General features: G+C 61.6%; 22 protein-coding genes. 19 read left to right on the plus strand and 3 right to left on the minus strand.

Annotated features, from left to right (window positions below; genetic code table 11):
* Positions 1–5: 5 nt before the first annotated feature.
* Positions 6–452, plus strand: coding sequence for a head-tail connector protein (locus tag ACED67_RS18860; protein WP_395543269.1), 447 nt, complete (start codon positions 6–8; stop codon positions 450–452).
* Here the strand turns inward: ACED67_RS18860 and ACED67_RS18865 are convergent.
* The 3 genes from ACED67_RS18865 to ACED67_RS18875 form a co-directional block, all read right to left on the minus strand.
* Positions 449–673: a hypothetical protein gene (locus ACED67_RS18865; RefSeq protein WP_395543270.1), complete on the minus strand. Its 225-nt coding sequence runs from the start codon at positions 671–673 to the stop codon at positions 449–451. The two genes, ACED67_RS18860 and ACED67_RS18865, sit on opposite strands and share 4 nt — an antisense overlap.
* Positions 674–690: 17 nt before the next feature.
* Positions 691–1,041, minus strand: coding sequence for an HIRAN domain-containing protein (locus tag ACED67_RS18870; protein ID WP_395543271.1), 351 nt, complete (start codon positions 1,039–1,041; stop codon positions 691–693).
* Positions 1,042–1,119: 78 nt separating this feature from the next.
* Positions 1,120–1,461, minus strand: coding sequence for a hypothetical protein (locus ACED67_RS18875; protein ID WP_395543272.1), 342 nt, complete (start codon positions 1,459–1,461; stop codon positions 1,120–1,122).
* A 37-nt stretch (positions 1,462–1,498) separates the two neighbouring features.
* On the opposite strand from ACED67_RS18875, the gene ACED67_RS18880 reads away from it, so the two are divergent.
* The 18 genes from ACED67_RS18880 to ACED67_RS18965 form a co-directional block, all read left to right on the plus strand.
* Entirely contained in the window at positions 1,499–1,837 is a 339-nt protein-coding gene (locus ACED67_RS18880; RefSeq protein ID WP_395543273.1) for a phage head closure protein, read from the plus strand.
* Between the two features lie 38 nt (positions 1,838–1,875).
* Positions 1,876–2,238, plus strand: a complete 363-nt coding sequence (locus ACED67_RS18885) for an HK97 gp10 family phage protein (protein ID WP_395543274.1) — start codon at positions 1,876–1,878, stop codon at positions 2,236–2,238.
* 1 nt (position 2,239) lies between these two features.
* Entirely contained in the window at positions 2,240–2,635 is a 396-nt protein-coding gene (locus ACED67_RS18890) for a DUF3168 domain-containing protein (RefSeq protein WP_395543275.1), read from the plus strand.
* 12 nt (positions 2,636–2,647) lie between these two features.
* Complete coding sequence (locus tag ACED67_RS18895) at positions 2,648–3,049, plus strand: phage tail tube protein (RefSeq protein ID WP_395543276.1); 402 nt, start codon at positions 2,648–2,650, stop codon at positions 3,047–3,049.
* The gene (locus ACED67_RS18900; protein WP_395543277.1) at positions 3,049–3,402 is read left to right on the plus strand and encodes a hypothetical protein; all 354 of its coding nucleotides are present in this window, start codon (positions 3,049–3,051) and stop codon (positions 3,400–3,402) included. Before ACED67_RS18895 ends, ACED67_RS18900 begins: the two co-directional genes overlap by 1 nt.
* A 20-nt stretch (positions 3,403–3,422) precedes the next feature.
* Positions 3,423–3,590 (plus strand): hypothetical protein, encoded by a 168-nt coding sequence (locus tag ACED67_RS18905; RefSeq protein WP_395543278.1) that lies wholly within the window; start codon positions 3,423–3,425, stop codon positions 3,588–3,590.
* A complete protein-coding gene (locus ACED67_RS18910) occupies positions 3,590–5,689 on the plus strand; it encodes a hypothetical protein (protein WP_395543279.1) in 2,100 nt (699 codons plus the stop codon). The genes ACED67_RS18905 and ACED67_RS18910 overlap by 1 nt, the downstream gene beginning before the upstream one ends.
* Positions 5,686–6,486, plus strand: a complete 801-nt coding sequence (locus ACED67_RS18915) for a hypothetical protein (RefSeq protein ID WP_395543280.1) — start codon at positions 5,686–5,688, stop codon at positions 6,484–6,486. The genes ACED67_RS18910 and ACED67_RS18915 overlap by 4 nt, the downstream gene beginning before the upstream one ends.
* Positions 6,483–8,270, plus strand: coding sequence for a hypothetical protein (locus ACED67_RS18920; protein ID WP_395543281.1), 1,788 nt, complete (start codon positions 6,483–6,485; stop codon positions 8,268–8,270). Before ACED67_RS18915 ends, ACED67_RS18920 begins: the two co-directional genes overlap by 4 nt.
* A gap of 7 nt (positions 8,271–8,277) precedes the next feature.
* The gene (locus tag ACED67_RS18925; protein WP_395543282.1) at positions 8,278–8,781 is read left to right on the plus strand and encodes a hypothetical protein; all 504 of its coding nucleotides are present in this window, start codon (positions 8,278–8,280) and stop codon (positions 8,779–8,781) included.
* Positions 8,782–9,114: 333 nt separating this feature from the next.
* Positions 9,115–10,842 (plus strand): hypothetical protein, encoded by a 1,728-nt coding sequence (locus ACED67_RS18930; protein ID WP_395543283.1) that lies wholly within the window; start codon positions 9,115–9,117, stop codon positions 10,840–10,842.
* 195 nt (positions 10,843–11,037) lie between these two features.
* The gene (locus tag ACED67_RS18935; RefSeq protein WP_395543284.1) at positions 11,038–11,394 is read left to right on the plus strand and encodes a hypothetical protein; all 357 of its coding nucleotides are present in this window, start codon (positions 11,038–11,040) and stop codon (positions 11,392–11,394) included.
* A complete protein-coding gene (locus ACED67_RS18940) occupies positions 11,384–11,506 on the plus strand; it encodes a hypothetical protein (RefSeq protein ID WP_395543285.1) in 123 nt (40 codons plus the stop codon). Before ACED67_RS18935 ends, ACED67_RS18940 begins: the two co-directional genes overlap by 11 nt.
* Complete coding sequence (locus ACED67_RS18945) at positions 11,503–11,781, plus strand: hypothetical protein (RefSeq protein ID WP_395543286.1); 279 nt, start codon at positions 11,503–11,505, stop codon at positions 11,779–11,781. Before ACED67_RS18940 ends, ACED67_RS18945 begins: the two co-directional genes overlap by 4 nt.
* Before the next feature lie 10 nt (positions 11,782–11,791).
* Positions 11,792–12,412, plus strand: coding sequence for a glycoside hydrolase family 19 protein (locus ACED67_RS18950; protein ID WP_395543287.1), 621 nt, complete (start codon positions 11,792–11,794; stop codon positions 12,410–12,412).
* Complete coding sequence (locus ACED67_RS18955) at positions 12,409–12,774, plus strand: hypothetical protein (RefSeq protein WP_395543288.1); 366 nt, start codon at positions 12,409–12,411, stop codon at positions 12,772–12,774. Before ACED67_RS18950 ends, ACED67_RS18955 begins: the two co-directional genes overlap by 4 nt.
* Positions 12,775–13,104: 330 nt before the next feature.
* Positions 13,105–13,386 (plus strand): hypothetical protein, encoded by a 282-nt coding sequence (locus ACED67_RS18960; protein WP_395543289.1) that lies wholly within the window; start codon positions 13,105–13,107, stop codon positions 13,384–13,386.
* A gap of 189 nt (positions 13,387–13,575) precedes the next feature.
* Positions 13,576–14,115, plus strand: a 540-nt coding sequence (locus tag ACED67_RS18965; protein WP_395543290.1) for a hypothetical protein, incomplete at its 3' end; no start/stop codon positions are given.

Raw genomic sequence — 14,115 nt, forward strand, 5'->3', positions numbered from 1 at the left:
TCCCCATGGACGACCTGAAGGCGCATCTTCGCGTTGACCATGCGGACGATGATGCCCTGATTGAAGCCTATGAGGCGGCGGCAGTGTCCTATCTGGACGGGTGGCGCGGGATCATGGGGCGATGCATCTTGTCGCAGCAATGGGCTGTGACCTACGGCGAGGCGGGTACCTACCGCCTGCCGCTTCCTGACGTTTTGGAAGTCACGGTTGATGCTGGCACGGCGACCTTTGAGGCTGATTGCCTTGGCGCTCTGGTGACGATCACCGAGGCAGCGACCGTCACCATGACATGCGAGATGCCCGAGGATGCGCTTTCGACTGTTCAGATGGCAATCAAGCTTCTGGTCGCGCACTGGTATCAGAACCGGGAAGCTGCCAGCGAAACGCGGATCGAGGATGCCCCGCTGGCGTTCAACGCGCTGATCGGCGCGCTGCGGTGGGTGGTGGTTTAATACTTCCTGATCTTCTTGTCGGTCTGGACGATGGTAAATTCCGTTTCGTCATCGCTGGCATTCAGGTGCATGCCGTTCGATAGGACGAAGTCAATGGTCCCCTTCACCCTGCGAGGCGGTCCAGAGATCGGCTGATAGGTAGATATGTTCTGACGCTTCAAAACGTCGTAGGTCTGGCCATCATCGTCTCTGCATGTGAACCGTTCGATCACTTCTTTCATCGCTTACAACCCCATGGCTATAGGTCAAGCTTAACACCGTAGTGCCCTTCGTCGCCGCTTTTGTTCTTCCACCCGCCAACGATCACTGCGTCACAGGTAACATCCTGCCCGACGTATCCGCGCCGCTCCAAGGCAATCTTCCAAGCAAGGGCGTCCGCTCGACTGAGGTATCCGACCTTCTTTTGCCGGATGAAGACGGCGACTGCATTCTTATCATATGGGTTGTCCGGCTCGGCTCGCAGTGTGGCTTCGCACTCAAGCCACTTGCCTTCCTCCTCTTTCCGGCCAGCGATCACCTCTAGAGCGTCCTGGTAGTGACTTTCCCCGACGATTTCGAACTCAAAATCGCCTTCACCTTCAAGCTTCATGATTACCTCCGCTGGCGCTGAGCCGCATCATGGGGGGGGGCGGCGGGGCGAGTTAGTTTCTCCGCCGACTGTGTTGCATCACGCCTCACACGGGCCAAAAAATGGGTCGCGAACGAACTTTCCGCCAACCATTTTCCCGCCGAACCACTCAAAGCCGACATAGGCGCCAAAGGAGTTCTTGCCGTTCAATTCGCCGCAGACGCGACGCTCTTTGGTGCCATCACTGAGGGTAACATCAGCCGCGCGGATGTTACGGAACTGTGCGCTTCCGGGGTCTTTTAGGTCGTAGGCCATAGAGCCTTTGATCTGTGAAATCTGGCCAGATGTCAGAGACACGGGGCGGCTTTCGACAATCGGCGACATGGCGACGCACCCGGCAAGAGTGGCGGCAAGGCAAATTGCGGCAATGACTTTCTTCATACTGCACTCCAATGCTTGAACGTGAGGCATCCTGCATATGGCGACGCATCCGGGCAAGATGAATGAAAGGATCACGCTACAATCCCTGACGCGGCTGGGTGATAGCGGAGGTGGGTCAACCGAGGTTTGGGCCAATATCCCTTCGGTCCCGATTGTCTGGGCGCAAGTAATGGCCAAGGCCGGGAAAGAGGGTCTTGTCTCTGACCGCATCTCCGCTTCCATGGTGACGCTGTTCATCATCCGCAACCGCGCCGATCTGGACGAAACCATGCGGATCGTTTGGCGAGGCTCCAACTACAACATCCGTGGCATTCGGCGCGAGGGCCACCGCGCGGCATACCTGACGATTGAAGCCGAACGGGGCGTGGCATCGTGAGCGTTACGATTAGCGGCCTTGACGGCGTGATCGCGGCCTTGACGACCGTCGCACCGAAGGAAGCCCGCAACCTGGCGCGGAGCACGGTTCAACAAGTTGCCAGCGACATTGCCAAGGACGCAGCAGACATGGCCCCGCGCGACAGCGGGGATCTGAAGCGGTCGATCAAGGCGCGGCGGCGCAACGCCAATGGCTCTGATCAGTTCGAAAGCATCGTCCATGTGTTGCCAGCCGCCTTTTACTGGCGGTTTCTGGAATATGGCCAAGGCCCGGATGGCGTCGAGTACGCCATGTTTCTCAAGGCGCTGAACAAGTACAAGGCCGATGGCCAGCAACGGCACTTGGACGCCTTTGCCAAAGTCTTGGAGCGGCGCATCAAGCGCGCCATGAAGCGGGGCTAAGATGGCAGAATTCGCGGTTCAGAAGGGCATCTTCGATGCCCTCTCTGGTCTTGGCCTGACGGTCTACGACGTGCAGCCACAAGCGCCGGACGGCGGGTCAAATGCCAACTTCCCCTGCGTGACAGTCGGGACCATCGTCTTCGCTCCATTCGATGTGAAGGAAAGCACGGGCTTCGACTTCATTGCCCGCATCCATACCTATTCGCGCTCCGGTTCGATGAGGGAAGCGAAAGACATTCAGACGGCCATCTATACCCGCCTGCATCGCGGCGCGATCACGGTGGAGGGTTACGCGCTGGTCGATCTGATGCGCGAGACTTCGGACATCATGCAGATGGCCGACGGATCGTTTCACGGCGCCTGCGAATATCGCGGGCTTATCGAAACCGCCAGTTAAGGAGTTCTTCCAATGGCAGCAGTCGCTGGCCGCAAGGTCAAAATCTACGAAGGGACGGGAGTTGGCGCGACTTTGGTTGCCGGTGCGCGCTCCGACTCGATCACCATCAACAACGAAGCCATTGATATTACAGACAAAGGCGATGATGGCTGGCGCGTTTTCCTTAACGACGCCTCAGTCCGGTCTGTGGAAATGTCCGTTTCCGGGATCATCAAGGGGACTTCGCTCATCGGCAAAGCGCTGGGCGTGACGACCGATCTTTTGGGCGACTATGAAATCCGCATCGACGGGATGGGAACGGCTGCGGGCCAGTTCCACTTCTCGTCTCTGGAAATCACGGCCCCACATGACGACGCGACAGAGTTTTCTGCAACCATCGCCTCGTCCGGCGAGATCACCTGGACCCCCGTCTGATGGCTGAGGTGAAGATCACATGGAAAGACGCGGAGTATGTCATCCCTGACACTCGCGCCTTTCAGATTGGTGAGCGGATCGAGGAAATTGCCCCGCTTGGCGAAATCCTAGGTTGGCTTCATCAGCCCCGCTTCTTCAAGATGGCTCGATGCCTTGGCGAGATGTTGCGATTTGCCGGGTGCAAGGTCTCCGATCAGGAAGTGCATGCGCAGCTCGTCGGATCAATGGGCAAGGCAGATGATGGAGATAACTTCGCTGGCGCGGTGTTCGCGCTGGTCGATCTGCTGATGGGCGATGCGCCCAAGGGCGGGGAAGGGAAGATCGACCCCGAGGGAAAGCCCGACGCTTCGTAAAGGACGCCTTCCAGATCGCGGTGAAGCAATTCCAGATCGCGCCAAGCGAGTTCTGGGCGATGCCCCCGCGTCATTTCTGGTGGCTGGTTGAAACGCTGAACCCGGCCAAAGGTGCTGGCCGCCTTTCCGAAGCAGACAAGCGTGAATTCGTCGGCTGGCTCGACGGCAACGATACAGGTGGGTTCTGATGGCACGTGCCGACGGCGATATCGTCATTACTGTGGGTGGCAATGTCAGCCCCCTGACGGATGCGGTCACGAAAGCCGAGCGCACGCTTGGCCGCCTGAATTCTGCGACCGCGACAGCTGACCGCCAATTCCGGGCAATGGTCGGCACAACGTCCGAAGTGCAAAACCGGATCAATGCCTTGACCGGCTTCACCGATCGTCTGGGGAAGTCGGCTGAGAAGTCGGCCAGCGCCTTCCAGATGTTCGATCAGTCGAAGACCGCGATTGACCGTCTGCGGGCGTCCTACGACCCGCTATTTGCAGCGTCGAAGCGGTATGAGGCTGCGGTCGAACAGCTAGACGACGCCTTGCAACTCGGGGTGATCACGCAGGCCCAATATGCGGCCATGGCGCAGAAGCTTGGCGCCAGCATGTTGACGGTTGATCCGGCGTCAAAGGCGGCGGGCCAGGGCGTCGGCAAGTTCGGAATGATCGCCAACCAGGTTGGCTACCAAATTCAGGACGTGTTTGTCTCTGGCCCGATGATCGGGTGGCTTCGTGCGGTCGCGCAGCAAGCCCCACAGGCGGCAGGCGCGTTTTCCATGCTTGGAGGGTCGCTAGGCACTGTGGTGCCATGGATTGGCACTGGCATCGCGGTTGGCGCTGCGATCATTCCCATGCTTCTTGGGATGGGCAAGAGTTCCGAGGAAGCTGCCGGCGCCCTTGACCGGTTGAAAGAGGCTACCAGCGCAGCACAGGCGGCGCAGCAGGTCGCTAGCATGTCACTGGTCGATGCCAAGCTGAAATACGGGGAGCTAGCCGAAGAAGCCCTGCGGGCTGCGAAGGCGATCTATGGCGTCGAGATGGCCGAAGCGCAGACCGCGCTGCGGGCCGCCCTCGCAGATACCGACAACGCATTTATCCAGAGCATTGACCTAATGGTTCGCCAAGGGGATAGGGCGGGCAAGACGCTTGCGCTTCTGGCGAGCGCCTATAACCTTCCCGCTGAGAAGGCCCGCGAGTTGGCAGCGGCGATGGCTGACCTTCGCGACGCGAAGGGCGTTGAAGACCAGACGCGCGCGGCAGACCGCCTTTCTGCACTTCTGATTGACATCTACCACACTTACGAGGCTATGCCGCCGGAGGTTCAGAAGGTCTACAAGGGCCTGAATGACAGCGCAAAGGCGGCGGCTGATCTGGCGTCGGTTGATATGGCGTCGGGAATTGCCAGCGCGGCATCTGAAGCGGAACGCCTTGCTGCCAGTCTTGGCGTGTCACTGGCGCAAGCTGTCAGCCTGATGAACCTTGCTGACTCTATGAGCTACGGGCAGATCGGCGCCCGTGGAGACCCTCGCACCTCCAATCAGAAAGGGTACGGCGAATTCGGCCGCCAGACTGTCGATCAGTTGATTTCTGATTGGAACAAACAGCAGTCGAAGGGGGGCGGCGGTGGCGGCGGGAAGAAGGACGACACGAAGGATCGTCTCGACAAACTGCGGAAGGACTTCCAGACCGAAACTGAGGAACTGCGCACGCTCTACGAAGAACGGAACGCGGTTCTTGCTGAGGCTCTTAACAAGGGCCTGCTGACTGAACAGGAGTATAACGCGCTTCGTCTTCAGGCGCAGGCGGACTTCAACAACAAGATGCGCGCGCTCGATCGGGCGGCGATGGAGGAGAAGCTTTCCGGCTGGTCCGGCGCGTTCGGTGACCTGTCGTCGCTCATGAACACCGAAAACAAGAAGCTGTTCCGCATCGGCCAGGCGGCGGCAATCGCGCAGGCGGTTGTGGATGGATGGTCGTCTGCGGTTTCGGCTTGGGAAAAGGGTATGAAGATCGGCGGCCCGCCTGTTGCTGCGGCCTTCACGGCAATGTCCCTGGCAAAAACCGGCGCGATGATCGCATCTATCAAGTCGGCCAGCATGAACGGTGGCGGCGGCGGATCAGCAAGCGCTGGGTCTGCTGGCGCGGCGGCCCCGGCCTTGCCGATCCAGCGCGTTGATATCGCCCTCACCGGCGGTTCGGCAGACACAATGACGACAGTGCAGGCTGTCATTGCTCAACTGAACGAAGCCGCCGCGCGGGGCTATCGCGTAGACGCGAGGCTTGTTGCCGCATGATCTACATGACCGACCAATTCCGCAGCGACGAGCGCGTTTTCCGCAGGCCGCTCACGCTGTCCCGCATCCTGTGGGATAACTTGCTGCTGTCAGGATCGTTCTCGGCCACTTCGGAAGATGAGGGTTTTGAGGCTGAGCGCGCGCAGTCCATGGATACAGTATCCTGGTGGCGGCCTGCGGCGGGCGCGACGCTGACCGCGACCTTCACGGCGGCAGAAATCGACTGCGTTGCTATCGCGGCTCATTCCATCGGATCGGAAGGCGTGACGGCCACGGTTCAGGTCTACACAGGCGGAAGCTGGGTGAATGCCCACGATCCGATCAGCCCTGAGACAGATACGGCGTTGATGGTGGCTTTTCGCCCGGTCACCGCAACGGGGGTTCGGGTGACGCTTTCCGGGCAGGCCCTGATTGGGGTTCTTGCCGCCGGAAAGATGCTGGTTATGCCGCAACCCGCCTATTCGGAAATCCCGGCCTTGGACCTGGTGCGGTCAACGACCTTTGAAACGAACAAGAGCGTCACGGGACAGATCATGGGCCGGTCGATCACATCGACATCGCGGCCCTTTCAGGCAACTTGGGCGCACATCGCTGAAGATTGGACGCGCAAGAACTTTCTCCCGTTCATGCTGTCAGCCCGCGAGCTGCCATTCTTCGCCGCCCTGCGCCCTGAGGGTTATCCCGATGATGTCGGCTATGTCCTTACCTCGCGAGATATCGTCCCTGAGCGTATGGGCATCAAAAACCTGATGCGAGTGCAGGTTCAGGGCGAAGCTCATGTGGGGCCGACAGAATGAGCCTGACGCGCCGCCCGGTCCAGTATGTCGGCCTGCGCCAGAAGCGCTGCGGCCTGCGCTATGGCGTATCCCCGTGCACGGCCTCTGGCGGGCCTTACTGCTACCAGACCTGGGGAACCTGCGGCGACCAGACGAACATCAACACGGCGGGCAGCATCACATGGATGTTCTGCCAGGACGGCGCGGCGATCATGCCGACATATCAGCGGACGGGCGAGGATATCCGCACCAACGCCATTCCGCTGCTGTCCAGCGTTTCGACCGCATCCAGCGAGATCAATATCGGGGCGCAGCGTTCGGCAGTTTCTCCTCTGGGCGTGGGGTCTTCGGTAACGATCAGCTTTCAGGACAGGCCTTGGGATGATCCGGTCGGGGACTATTACCGCGACCTGCGGACGAACCGGAATACGGCGCCGTTCTGGGCGCTCTGGCGGGCGCGGAATGCCTTCTACACTGGGGCGCTGATTTCGGTCTGGGACGGCTACCACGGGCAGGCGCTGGAGGACATGCAGCGCCGGGATTACATCATCGCGGCAGTCTCCGGGCCGGACGCGGATGGCAAGGTTTCGGTCACGGCGACCGACCCTCTGCGGCTGGCGGAAGCAAAGGACGCGAAATTCCCGCCCGAGATCGGCGCGGCGCTGGTCAATGAACTGAACGCCACAACAACCACGGTTCGGGTTTCGGCTCATGCCGCCGATCTGGACAAAGCCTGCGGCAACACCGGATCGCGGAAGTATCTGCGGATCGGGTCGGAGATCATCCAGTATTCCGGCCACACGCTGGACGGCGACGGCTACCGGACGATGAGCGGCATTGTACGGGGAGTGCTGGGCAGCACGGCAGAAGAGCATCAGGTTGACGACGCGGTTTCGCGGGTCGGGCGATATGAGCGCATCCAGCATTGGGCTGTAGCGGCTGACCTGATCGACAACCACACCCTGATCCCCGCAGGCTATCGGGACAGCGCCCAATGGAATGAAGAAGGCTTCAACTTCATGACGACGCAGAAGGCGACGCGGACGGTCGTTTCACCGACCGCCGTTGGCGACCTTCTGGGCCAGCTTTGCCAACAGGGCAGCTTTTCGCTCTGGTGGGATGAGCGGCAACAGACGATCCCCCTGTTGGCCAATCGCCCGCCAGATGTAGCTCCGACGATCCTGACGGATGGCGCCTCTATCGTCGCAGGTTCGGCTTTCGTGAGCGATGACACGCAGGCGCAGATTTCGCGGGTTGCGGTCTACTTCGACGGACGCAGCCCCTTTAACCAAGGGAAGCCCGAGAACTACCGGCTTCTGCGGCTGCATATCGACGGCTTTGTGGAGAGTGAGGCGGCGGCAGGGTCGGCCAAGACGCTGACGATCTTCGCGGACTGGATAACGCGCGAGACGGACGCGATCCGCTTGGCGGCGCGCTTGCTTCTCCGCTACCGGCTGGTGCCGCAGTATCTGTCGCTCGATCTTGATAGCCATGACGGCGGCGTGCGCCGGTCGATCAACAACGGCGATGTGTTCGATGTGACGACGCGGGCGCTGATCGACAGTGAGGGCAACCCGCTTTCGACCCGCTGGCAGGCAATCGCAGTGGATGACACGAAGCCGGGCCACACGCTGCGGCTCAAGCTGCAATCGTATCGGTTTATCGGGCGGTTTGCCGTGATCATGCCTGCCGATGCGCCGGACTATGCCAGCGCAACCGATGAAGAAAAGGCTTTCGGCTGCTGGATGGCAGAGGAAGCGACGGGACTGATGCCTGACGGCTCACAGCCCTATCTTATCCAATAGGTGAAGCATGGCAGATTGGACCGATCCCCCGTGGGCAGAACTCACGGCGGGGAAGCCTTGGACTGACGAGAAGGCGGCGGCGGCGTTTGAGAACTCCATCGCCATTGCGGAGGGCGCGCCAGATGCCCCCAAGATCAGCCCGCTTGCACTCGACGGAACGCGACTTTTGCCGATAGCGACGATCATTACCGATCTGGATGATGTGAAAATACTGGAATTCTTCCTTCTCACTGACTTCCCGAACTCAAGTTCGTTTGAGGTCAGGTTTTCGGCCAACAACGGGTCGTCGTGGGGCAGCTATCAAGCAATGTTCGGTTCCGTCATTGGCGGATTTTCCGGGAATTTCCGGGCGCAGTTTGGCCGTATCGACTTGCGGACAGGGAGTTTCATTGTCGGCACCACGGCTGGAACACTGACTGTACCGTCAAGCGCAAACGCGCTCCAGTTCCGGGTAATAGGGGCGGCGGCGGCGTTTGAACTAACGCCTATGATCGGAGGCGGCAATCTATGATGATCCCCAGCGTTTCCGCGAAGACTGGGGCAGTCACTATGATTGAGGCTGACGGCGCGCCCCTTACGCAAGAGGACTATCGCCGTGCAGTGCAGACCTATGTGGATGCCACGGCAGTTGCCCGTCTCTACGATAGCGGCACCTCCTGTGCATCTTACGCCGCTAGCACGAACCCGGTTTGGGCTGCGGAAGCAGCGGCCTTCATCGCTTGGCGGGATGATGTCTGGGCCACGGTCTACGCGCTCTGGGCTTCGCCGCCTGACCCTGTTCCGACGCCTGAGGCGCTGATCGCCTCACTGCCTGAGATTATCTGGCCCTAAGGGAATATCCGACATGCTTGTGAATGTGACGGGCGCGGTCGCGCTGCCCGATGGCAGCTATTTGACCTCTGCGCATATCGTGTTTCGCCGGATCGGGCCGACTGTTGCCTATGATGGCTATACGCTTCTGCCGGACGAATTCACGACGCTGACCGATGGTAGTGGGTGGGCAGACTTCGACTGCTATCCCGGCGTCTATGACGCGACTGCTTCGGCAGCGCGCGGGAATATCCGGTGGCGCTTCAATGTGCCGGAAGACCTTGGGCCATCCGTCGCCTTTGAGGACTGCATTGATATCGCGACGCCGGTCCTGACCCCATCACAGGTGGCGGAAGCCGTTGCTGCGAAGGAAGCCGCCGAAGCCGCCGCAGCCGTCCTGAACCAGACATCTGTCGCCGACTCCACGGCCCTCGCTGCGCTTTCGACGCTGCAATACAGCGCCGCTCTGATGCGGGACGCGGCCTATATCCCGTGGGTCTGGGATGCCAGCAACCTGTCGGCCAAGATCAGCGCGAATGACCCCCGGTATATCGCGCCCGCATCTGCCCCCACGGGGGCCTCTGGCGCATGGAAGCGCGCCGGGTCGGAAGTCACGACCTGGGCACCGACCCAATGGCCCAGCATAACCGGATCGCTCTACAACGGGGCTTTTGCCTATGACTGGACCCGGACGGGCGGCTACGGGACGTATGGCCTTGGCCTTATCCAGTTGCAGGTCACCGCGGCCACGCCAAACGGGCAATTTGACACCGGCCTTACTTCCTGGGTCACGCATCGCAACCTGACCGGCGGCTCGGCATTCGGCGGATGGGGCGGGGCGAATAGCCCAGCTTTGGCTCTGGGCGATACCTATTCCAGCGGCCATACCATCGGCTACGAAATCAATGTCGGCAACCGCTGGGGGTCAAACGGCCTCAAGGCTGGCATGGGCGGTACGCGTGATTTCGTCGGGCTGAAGTTGGTTCCCGATGTGGTGCCAACGCGGGGCGCACCGGCCTATGAGGCGATCAGCGCCATTACCATCGCAACCCCGGGCGTGCTGACGCGGGCGGGGCATGGCTATTACAACGGCATGGCGATGCGGATTTACACCGGCACGGGCACTTTGCCGGGCGGGTTCACGAGCGGGAACACCTACTATGTCGTCAATGCGGCGACGGATACATTTCAGCTTTCCGCGACCTTCGGTGGGACGGGGATAGCAACCACGGGCAGTTTTGCCGCCGGGGTGGTGGTCCTGCCGTCCTATCCGGCTGACTTCATGCTGGGCATCGGCAAGTCCGTATGGGGGCACCAGTCATGGACTGGCATCCTGTCGGATGCGGATGCCATTGTTGCGGGCGGGAACGTGGCGCGCCTGCGCGGCGGGTCTGTGCTGGCCCGCGCCCCGGCCAGCCTTCTATACGCGGACGGTTATTTCGTGACGGGCCTCAACCTGTCGGCGGGCGTCTATACCAACAACAACGCGGTCTATCTCGGCGCGGGCCATAAGGTTGCATGGTCCGGGGCCTACATGTCCAGCGACGGCAACACCATCGGCCTGACCACTGGCGACGCTTCGTCGGACGGCATCTTGGGTTCGGTGAATTTCGGGCAGGTGGCGTTCCGCTGGGATGGGCAAGGGTCTGTGCCCCGGCTGGCCTTCTACAACGCTACGCCCATCGCAAAGCAGACCGGCGTGGCGGTCGATGCGGCCAGCATCCATGCCGCGCTCGTCGCCCTCAATCTCATCGGAGCATAAGGACAGCCCATGCATCCCAGGGACTTTGCAGCCATTTCCGCACAGATCGCCCAAGCAGCGCAGTTGCCCGCCCTTGCAGCCCCGCAGGTGGCCGCATGGCTGGGCATCGTGGAAGCCCTCGCGCAAGGGCGCCTGACCTTCGCGCCGGTCCCAGAGGCGCAGAACGCCGAACCTTCCTGACCATAGGAAACCGTAATGAACGATACGACCTTCTGGCAGGACGTGTGGCGCGGCGTGATCGCGTCCGGGGTGGTGACGGCGGCGGGCTGGGGCGCGGCGGGGGGCGTGACTTCCGCCCTTGCGGTCAAGGTCAGGCCACGGGCGGCGCTGCGGCAGATCGCCATGGGCGCTCTTGTGGCCGGGGGCACCGGGACGCTGGCAACGGCCATCGTGGCGAAGTTCACCGGGATTTCGCCCGAGCTGATCCCGGCAGTCGGGGCGGGGGCTTCTGCCAGCTACTTCGTCGGGGTCTTCGGCCCGGCGATCATTGAGGTTGTCCTTCGGCGCATCGGGCAGGGCCGCCTGCCCGGGGACGGCCCGAATGAAGGTTAAAACCATCGTTCTGCGGGAAAGCCGCAGCAGCATGTGCGACTTCTGGCACCGCATCCGCGTGGGGCTGGTCGGGGTCGCGCTGATCCTCCTTATCGCATGGGTGATGAAATGACGCTGAACGAATTCAAGGCATGGCTGGAAGGCTTTGAGGCGGCGATGGGCGATGCTCCAACGCCGGAACAGTGGAAGACAATCAAGGCGAAGCTGGCGGGCGTTAGCGCGAGTGGCTTTGACCTGCCGAAGCTGGGGCAGCCCTACACGCTTGGTCCTTCGCCTTCCACCGGCCATCCGCACATTTTTCCACCCTACGTCATCTGCAGTCAGATCGGCGCGCAAGACCCGACGATCCGCACTTGGAACGGCGACGAGGGCACGCGGACATGCTGATGAGCGCGGAATGGTGGGCTGGCGCGCTGTCGGCTCTGATCGTGGTCGCAGCCATCTGCGGCGCGAATATCCTTTGGCGGAGGATGCGCAAATGAATTACGCCCTGATCCGCCCCTTGTTCGGCGGGAAGATGACGCAGGCGCAGGTGGATGGCGTCGGCACAGTCCTTGCCGCGACAGAAGGGCAGCCCAAGACCTTTCGTGCTTACATGCTGGCGACGGATTTTCATGAAACAGCCGCGACCATGCGGCCGATCACGGAATACGGCAAGCGGGCCTATTTCGACAAATACGAGCCTGGCACTGCCGTCGGCGCACGCCTTGGCAACACGCAATCCGGGGACGGCTTCCTGTTCCGGGGGCGTGGCTATGTGCAGTTGACCGGGCGGGCGAATTACCTGCGCGCCGGAGCGAAGCTGGGCATTGATCTGATCCGCGATCCCGACCTTGCGCTGCGGCCCGAGATCGCTGCCGTGATCATGCTGCGCGGGATGCTGGAAGGCTGGTTCACCGGCAAGAAGCTGTCGGACTATCTTCCCGGCGACTATGTGAACGCCCGCCGGATCATCAACGGAACGGACAGGGCGGCCTTGATCGCGGGCTATGCGCGGACCTTTGAGGCGGCGCTATGACCCGCGCCTGCCTCGCCCTTGCGCTTCTCTGCGCGCTCGCTCTGGTCGCCCTGCCTCTCTGGGCCGACACGATCAGCATAAGCGGAACCAAGGTCACGATCCGCGAGGGGGATAGCCCCGTGGTGGCCGTGATCGAGATGAACAATGACCTGAGCAACGGATATGGCGACGAGCGCCCCGTTGCGCTGCACCTTCCGCACCTGACCGTCTCGGCCATGTTCGAGTACGGCGAAGGGCAGCAGGCGGACGCGCTGATCATCACGCCGCCGGACGGCACCTATTGCGAACCCGTGGATTGCGTCCTGCGCGTGGAAGAAGGCGACACTGGCACGCTGCGGCTGATGGAGTGGGTGGGCGGATGAAGAATTCGGCATGAGCCGGTCCCCAGCCCGAGGGTCAACGGGCAAGATCGAAGGAAGATCGAAATGCAACTGAACAACTATGAACTCACAGTCAAACACGTCAATAAGGGGGTGGTGAATATATACCCGACCGATCACGTCAGGATCGAGGGGGACTCGCTGTCATTCTCTCTCCGGCCAGATGGCATGTGCTGGAAAGAGGTAGAGGGCGGGACGGTATATATACTGAACTCGACAGGAAAAACCATCGACACGCATCATTTTGGCGGACCCCATGCATCATGACCAACGGCGCGGGGCTTCGGCCCCGCCCAATCCATGAGGTTCTGAATGACCCGCTACGCCCTGTTTCTGGCCTTCTGCGTGGCGCTGGCTGGGTCGATCTACGCCAAGGGCCGGGCGGACGGCAAAGCCGCGCTACAGGCCCGCTACGAAGCCGCCCAAGAGGCCGCGCGCGAGGCCACGGCCAAGCTGGAAGCGGCGCGCCTGATTGCGCAGGCCGAACGCGACCGGCTGGCCCGCGAATTGGAGGACATGGCGAATGCGGAACCTGTTTCTGTGCCTGATGCTCTGCCCGCTAGCCGGGTGCGGCGTCTCCGCGAAATCCAATGACCTGCCGCCGTCCCTGACCATCCCCTGTGACCGGCCCGTGACATTGCCCGACCGGGCGCTGTCTGACCGGGACGTGGAAATCCTCTGGGGCCGGGATCGCCGCGCCCTGGCTGAATGCGCCGATAAGGCCGCAACCCTCTCCGCAGCCATCACCGGCTGAACTCCCCCACAATCTGAACGAGGTGCAAGATGCGGATTGGCATCGGGCTTGGCATTGGCTTTCGTCATGGCGGCGGCGGTGCGTTCGCGCTGGCCAATGCTCAATGGACCGTTATTGAGCGGCCCGAGGACGCGAACCGCAAGCGCCCGCAGGTTGACGTCTATGCCGAACCGCCTGTCGGCACGCGGTTTCTGGCTTCGCGCACGGCCAATGCCAATGGCATCCCGACCTCTGGCAACTTCGCGGAACTGACCTTCATCGGGGTTGGGCATTATCGCTGGCAGGGGTCGTCTCAGGTCACGTCCGCAGAGGAACAGATTGTCGTCTGGACCGTGGCATCCGGCGTGTCTGCCCCTGTGCCGACGATGGTTCTCGGTGCGCCAAACCCGGCAGTTACCCGTGTCTCGCTGAACAAGCCGTTCCAGCCGTCTGGGGTGCCGTTCGCTCCGGCCTTTACCTATTACGCTGACGGCTCTGGCACGGCGGTGCAAGTCCGCCTGTCGCCCCGCGCCGTGAACGAGGGCAATGGCCGCAACGGCGTGACGCCATGGCGGGCCGTTGATCAACTG

Source organism: Neotabrizicola paludis, assembly GCF_044142105.1.
Taxonomy (GTDB): domain Bacteria; phylum Pseudomonadota; class Alphaproteobacteria; order Rhodobacterales; family Rhodobacteraceae; genus Pseudogemmobacter.

What these genes read in the sequence shown, in the direction of transcription:
- ACED67_RS18955 (WP_395543288.1), top strand. Translation starts at nt 12,409, where the DNA reads ATGACCCGCGCCTGCCTCGCCCTTGCGCTTCTCTGCGCGCTCGCTCTG.
- ACED67_RS18895 (WP_395543276.1), top strand. Translation starts at nt 2,648, where the DNA reads ATGGCAGCAGTCGCTGGCCGCAAGGTCAAAATCTACGAAGGGACGGGA.
- ACED67_RS18950 (WP_395543287.1), top strand. Translation starts at nt 11,792, where the DNA reads ATGGTGGGCTGGCGCGCTGTCGGCTCTGATCGTGGTCGCAGCCATCTG.
- ACED67_RS18945 (WP_395543286.1), top strand. Translation starts at nt 11,503, where the DNA reads ATGACGCTGAACGAATTCAAGGCATGGCTGGAAGGCTTTGAGGCGGCG.
- ACED67_RS18920 (WP_395543281.1), top strand. Translation starts at nt 6,483, where the DNA reads ATGAGCCTGACGCGCCGCCCGGTCCAGTATGTCGGCCTGCGCCAGAAG.
- ACED67_RS18860 (WP_395543269.1), top strand. Translation starts at nt 6, where the DNA reads ATGGACGACCTGAAGGCGCATCTTCGCGTTGACCATGCGGACGATGAT.
- ACED67_RS18940 (WP_395543285.1), top strand. Translation starts at nt 11,384, where the DNA reads ATGAAGGTTAAAACCATCGTTCTGCGGGAAAGCCGCAGCAGCATGTGC.
- ACED67_RS18880 (WP_395543273.1), top strand. Translation starts at nt 1,499, where the DNA reads ATGGCGACGCATCCGGGCAAGATGAATGAAAGGATCACGCTACAATCC.
- ACED67_RS18900 (WP_395543277.1), top strand. Translation starts at nt 3,049, where the DNA reads ATGGCTGAGGTGAAGATCACATGGAAAGACGCGGAGTATGTCATCCCT.
- ACED67_RS18915 (WP_395543280.1), top strand. Translation starts at nt 5,686, where the DNA reads ATGATCTACATGACCGACCAATTCCGCAGCGACGAGCGCGTTTTCCGC.
- ACED67_RS18960 (WP_395543289.1), top strand. Translation starts at nt 13,105, where the DNA reads ATGACCCGCTACGCCCTGTTTCTGGCCTTCTGCGTGGCGCTGGCTGGG.
- ACED67_RS18910 (WP_395543279.1), top strand. Translation starts at nt 3,590, where the DNA reads ATGGCACGTGCCGACGGCGATATCGTCATTACTGTGGGTGGCAATGTC.
- ACED67_RS18870 (WP_395543271.1), bottom strand. Translation starts at nt 1,041, where the DNA reads ATGAAGCTTGAAGGTGAAGGCGATTTTGAGTTCGAAATCGTCGGGGAA.
- ACED67_RS18935 (WP_395543284.1), top strand. Translation starts at nt 11,038, where the DNA reads ATGAACGATACGACCTTCTGGCAGGACGTGTGGCGCGGCGTGATCGCG.
- ACED67_RS18930 (WP_395543283.1), top strand. Translation starts at nt 9,115, where the DNA reads ATGCTTGTGAATGTGACGGGCGCGGTCGCGCTGCCCGATGGCAGCTAT.
- ACED67_RS18865 (WP_395543270.1), bottom strand. Translation starts at nt 673, where the DNA reads ATGAAAGAAGTGATCGAACGGTTCACATGCAGAGACGATGATGGCCAG.
- ACED67_RS18890 (WP_395543275.1), top strand. Translation starts at nt 2,240, where the DNA reads ATGGCAGAATTCGCGGTTCAGAAGGGCATCTTCGATGCCCTCTCTGGT.
- ACED67_RS18875 (WP_395543272.1), bottom strand. Translation starts at nt 1,461, where the DNA reads ATGAAGAAAGTCATTGCCGCAATTTGCCTTGCCGCCACTCTTGCCGGG.
- ACED67_RS18925 (WP_395543282.1), top strand. Translation starts at nt 8,278, where the DNA reads ATGGCAGATTGGACCGATCCCCCGTGGGCAGAACTCACGGCGGGGAAG.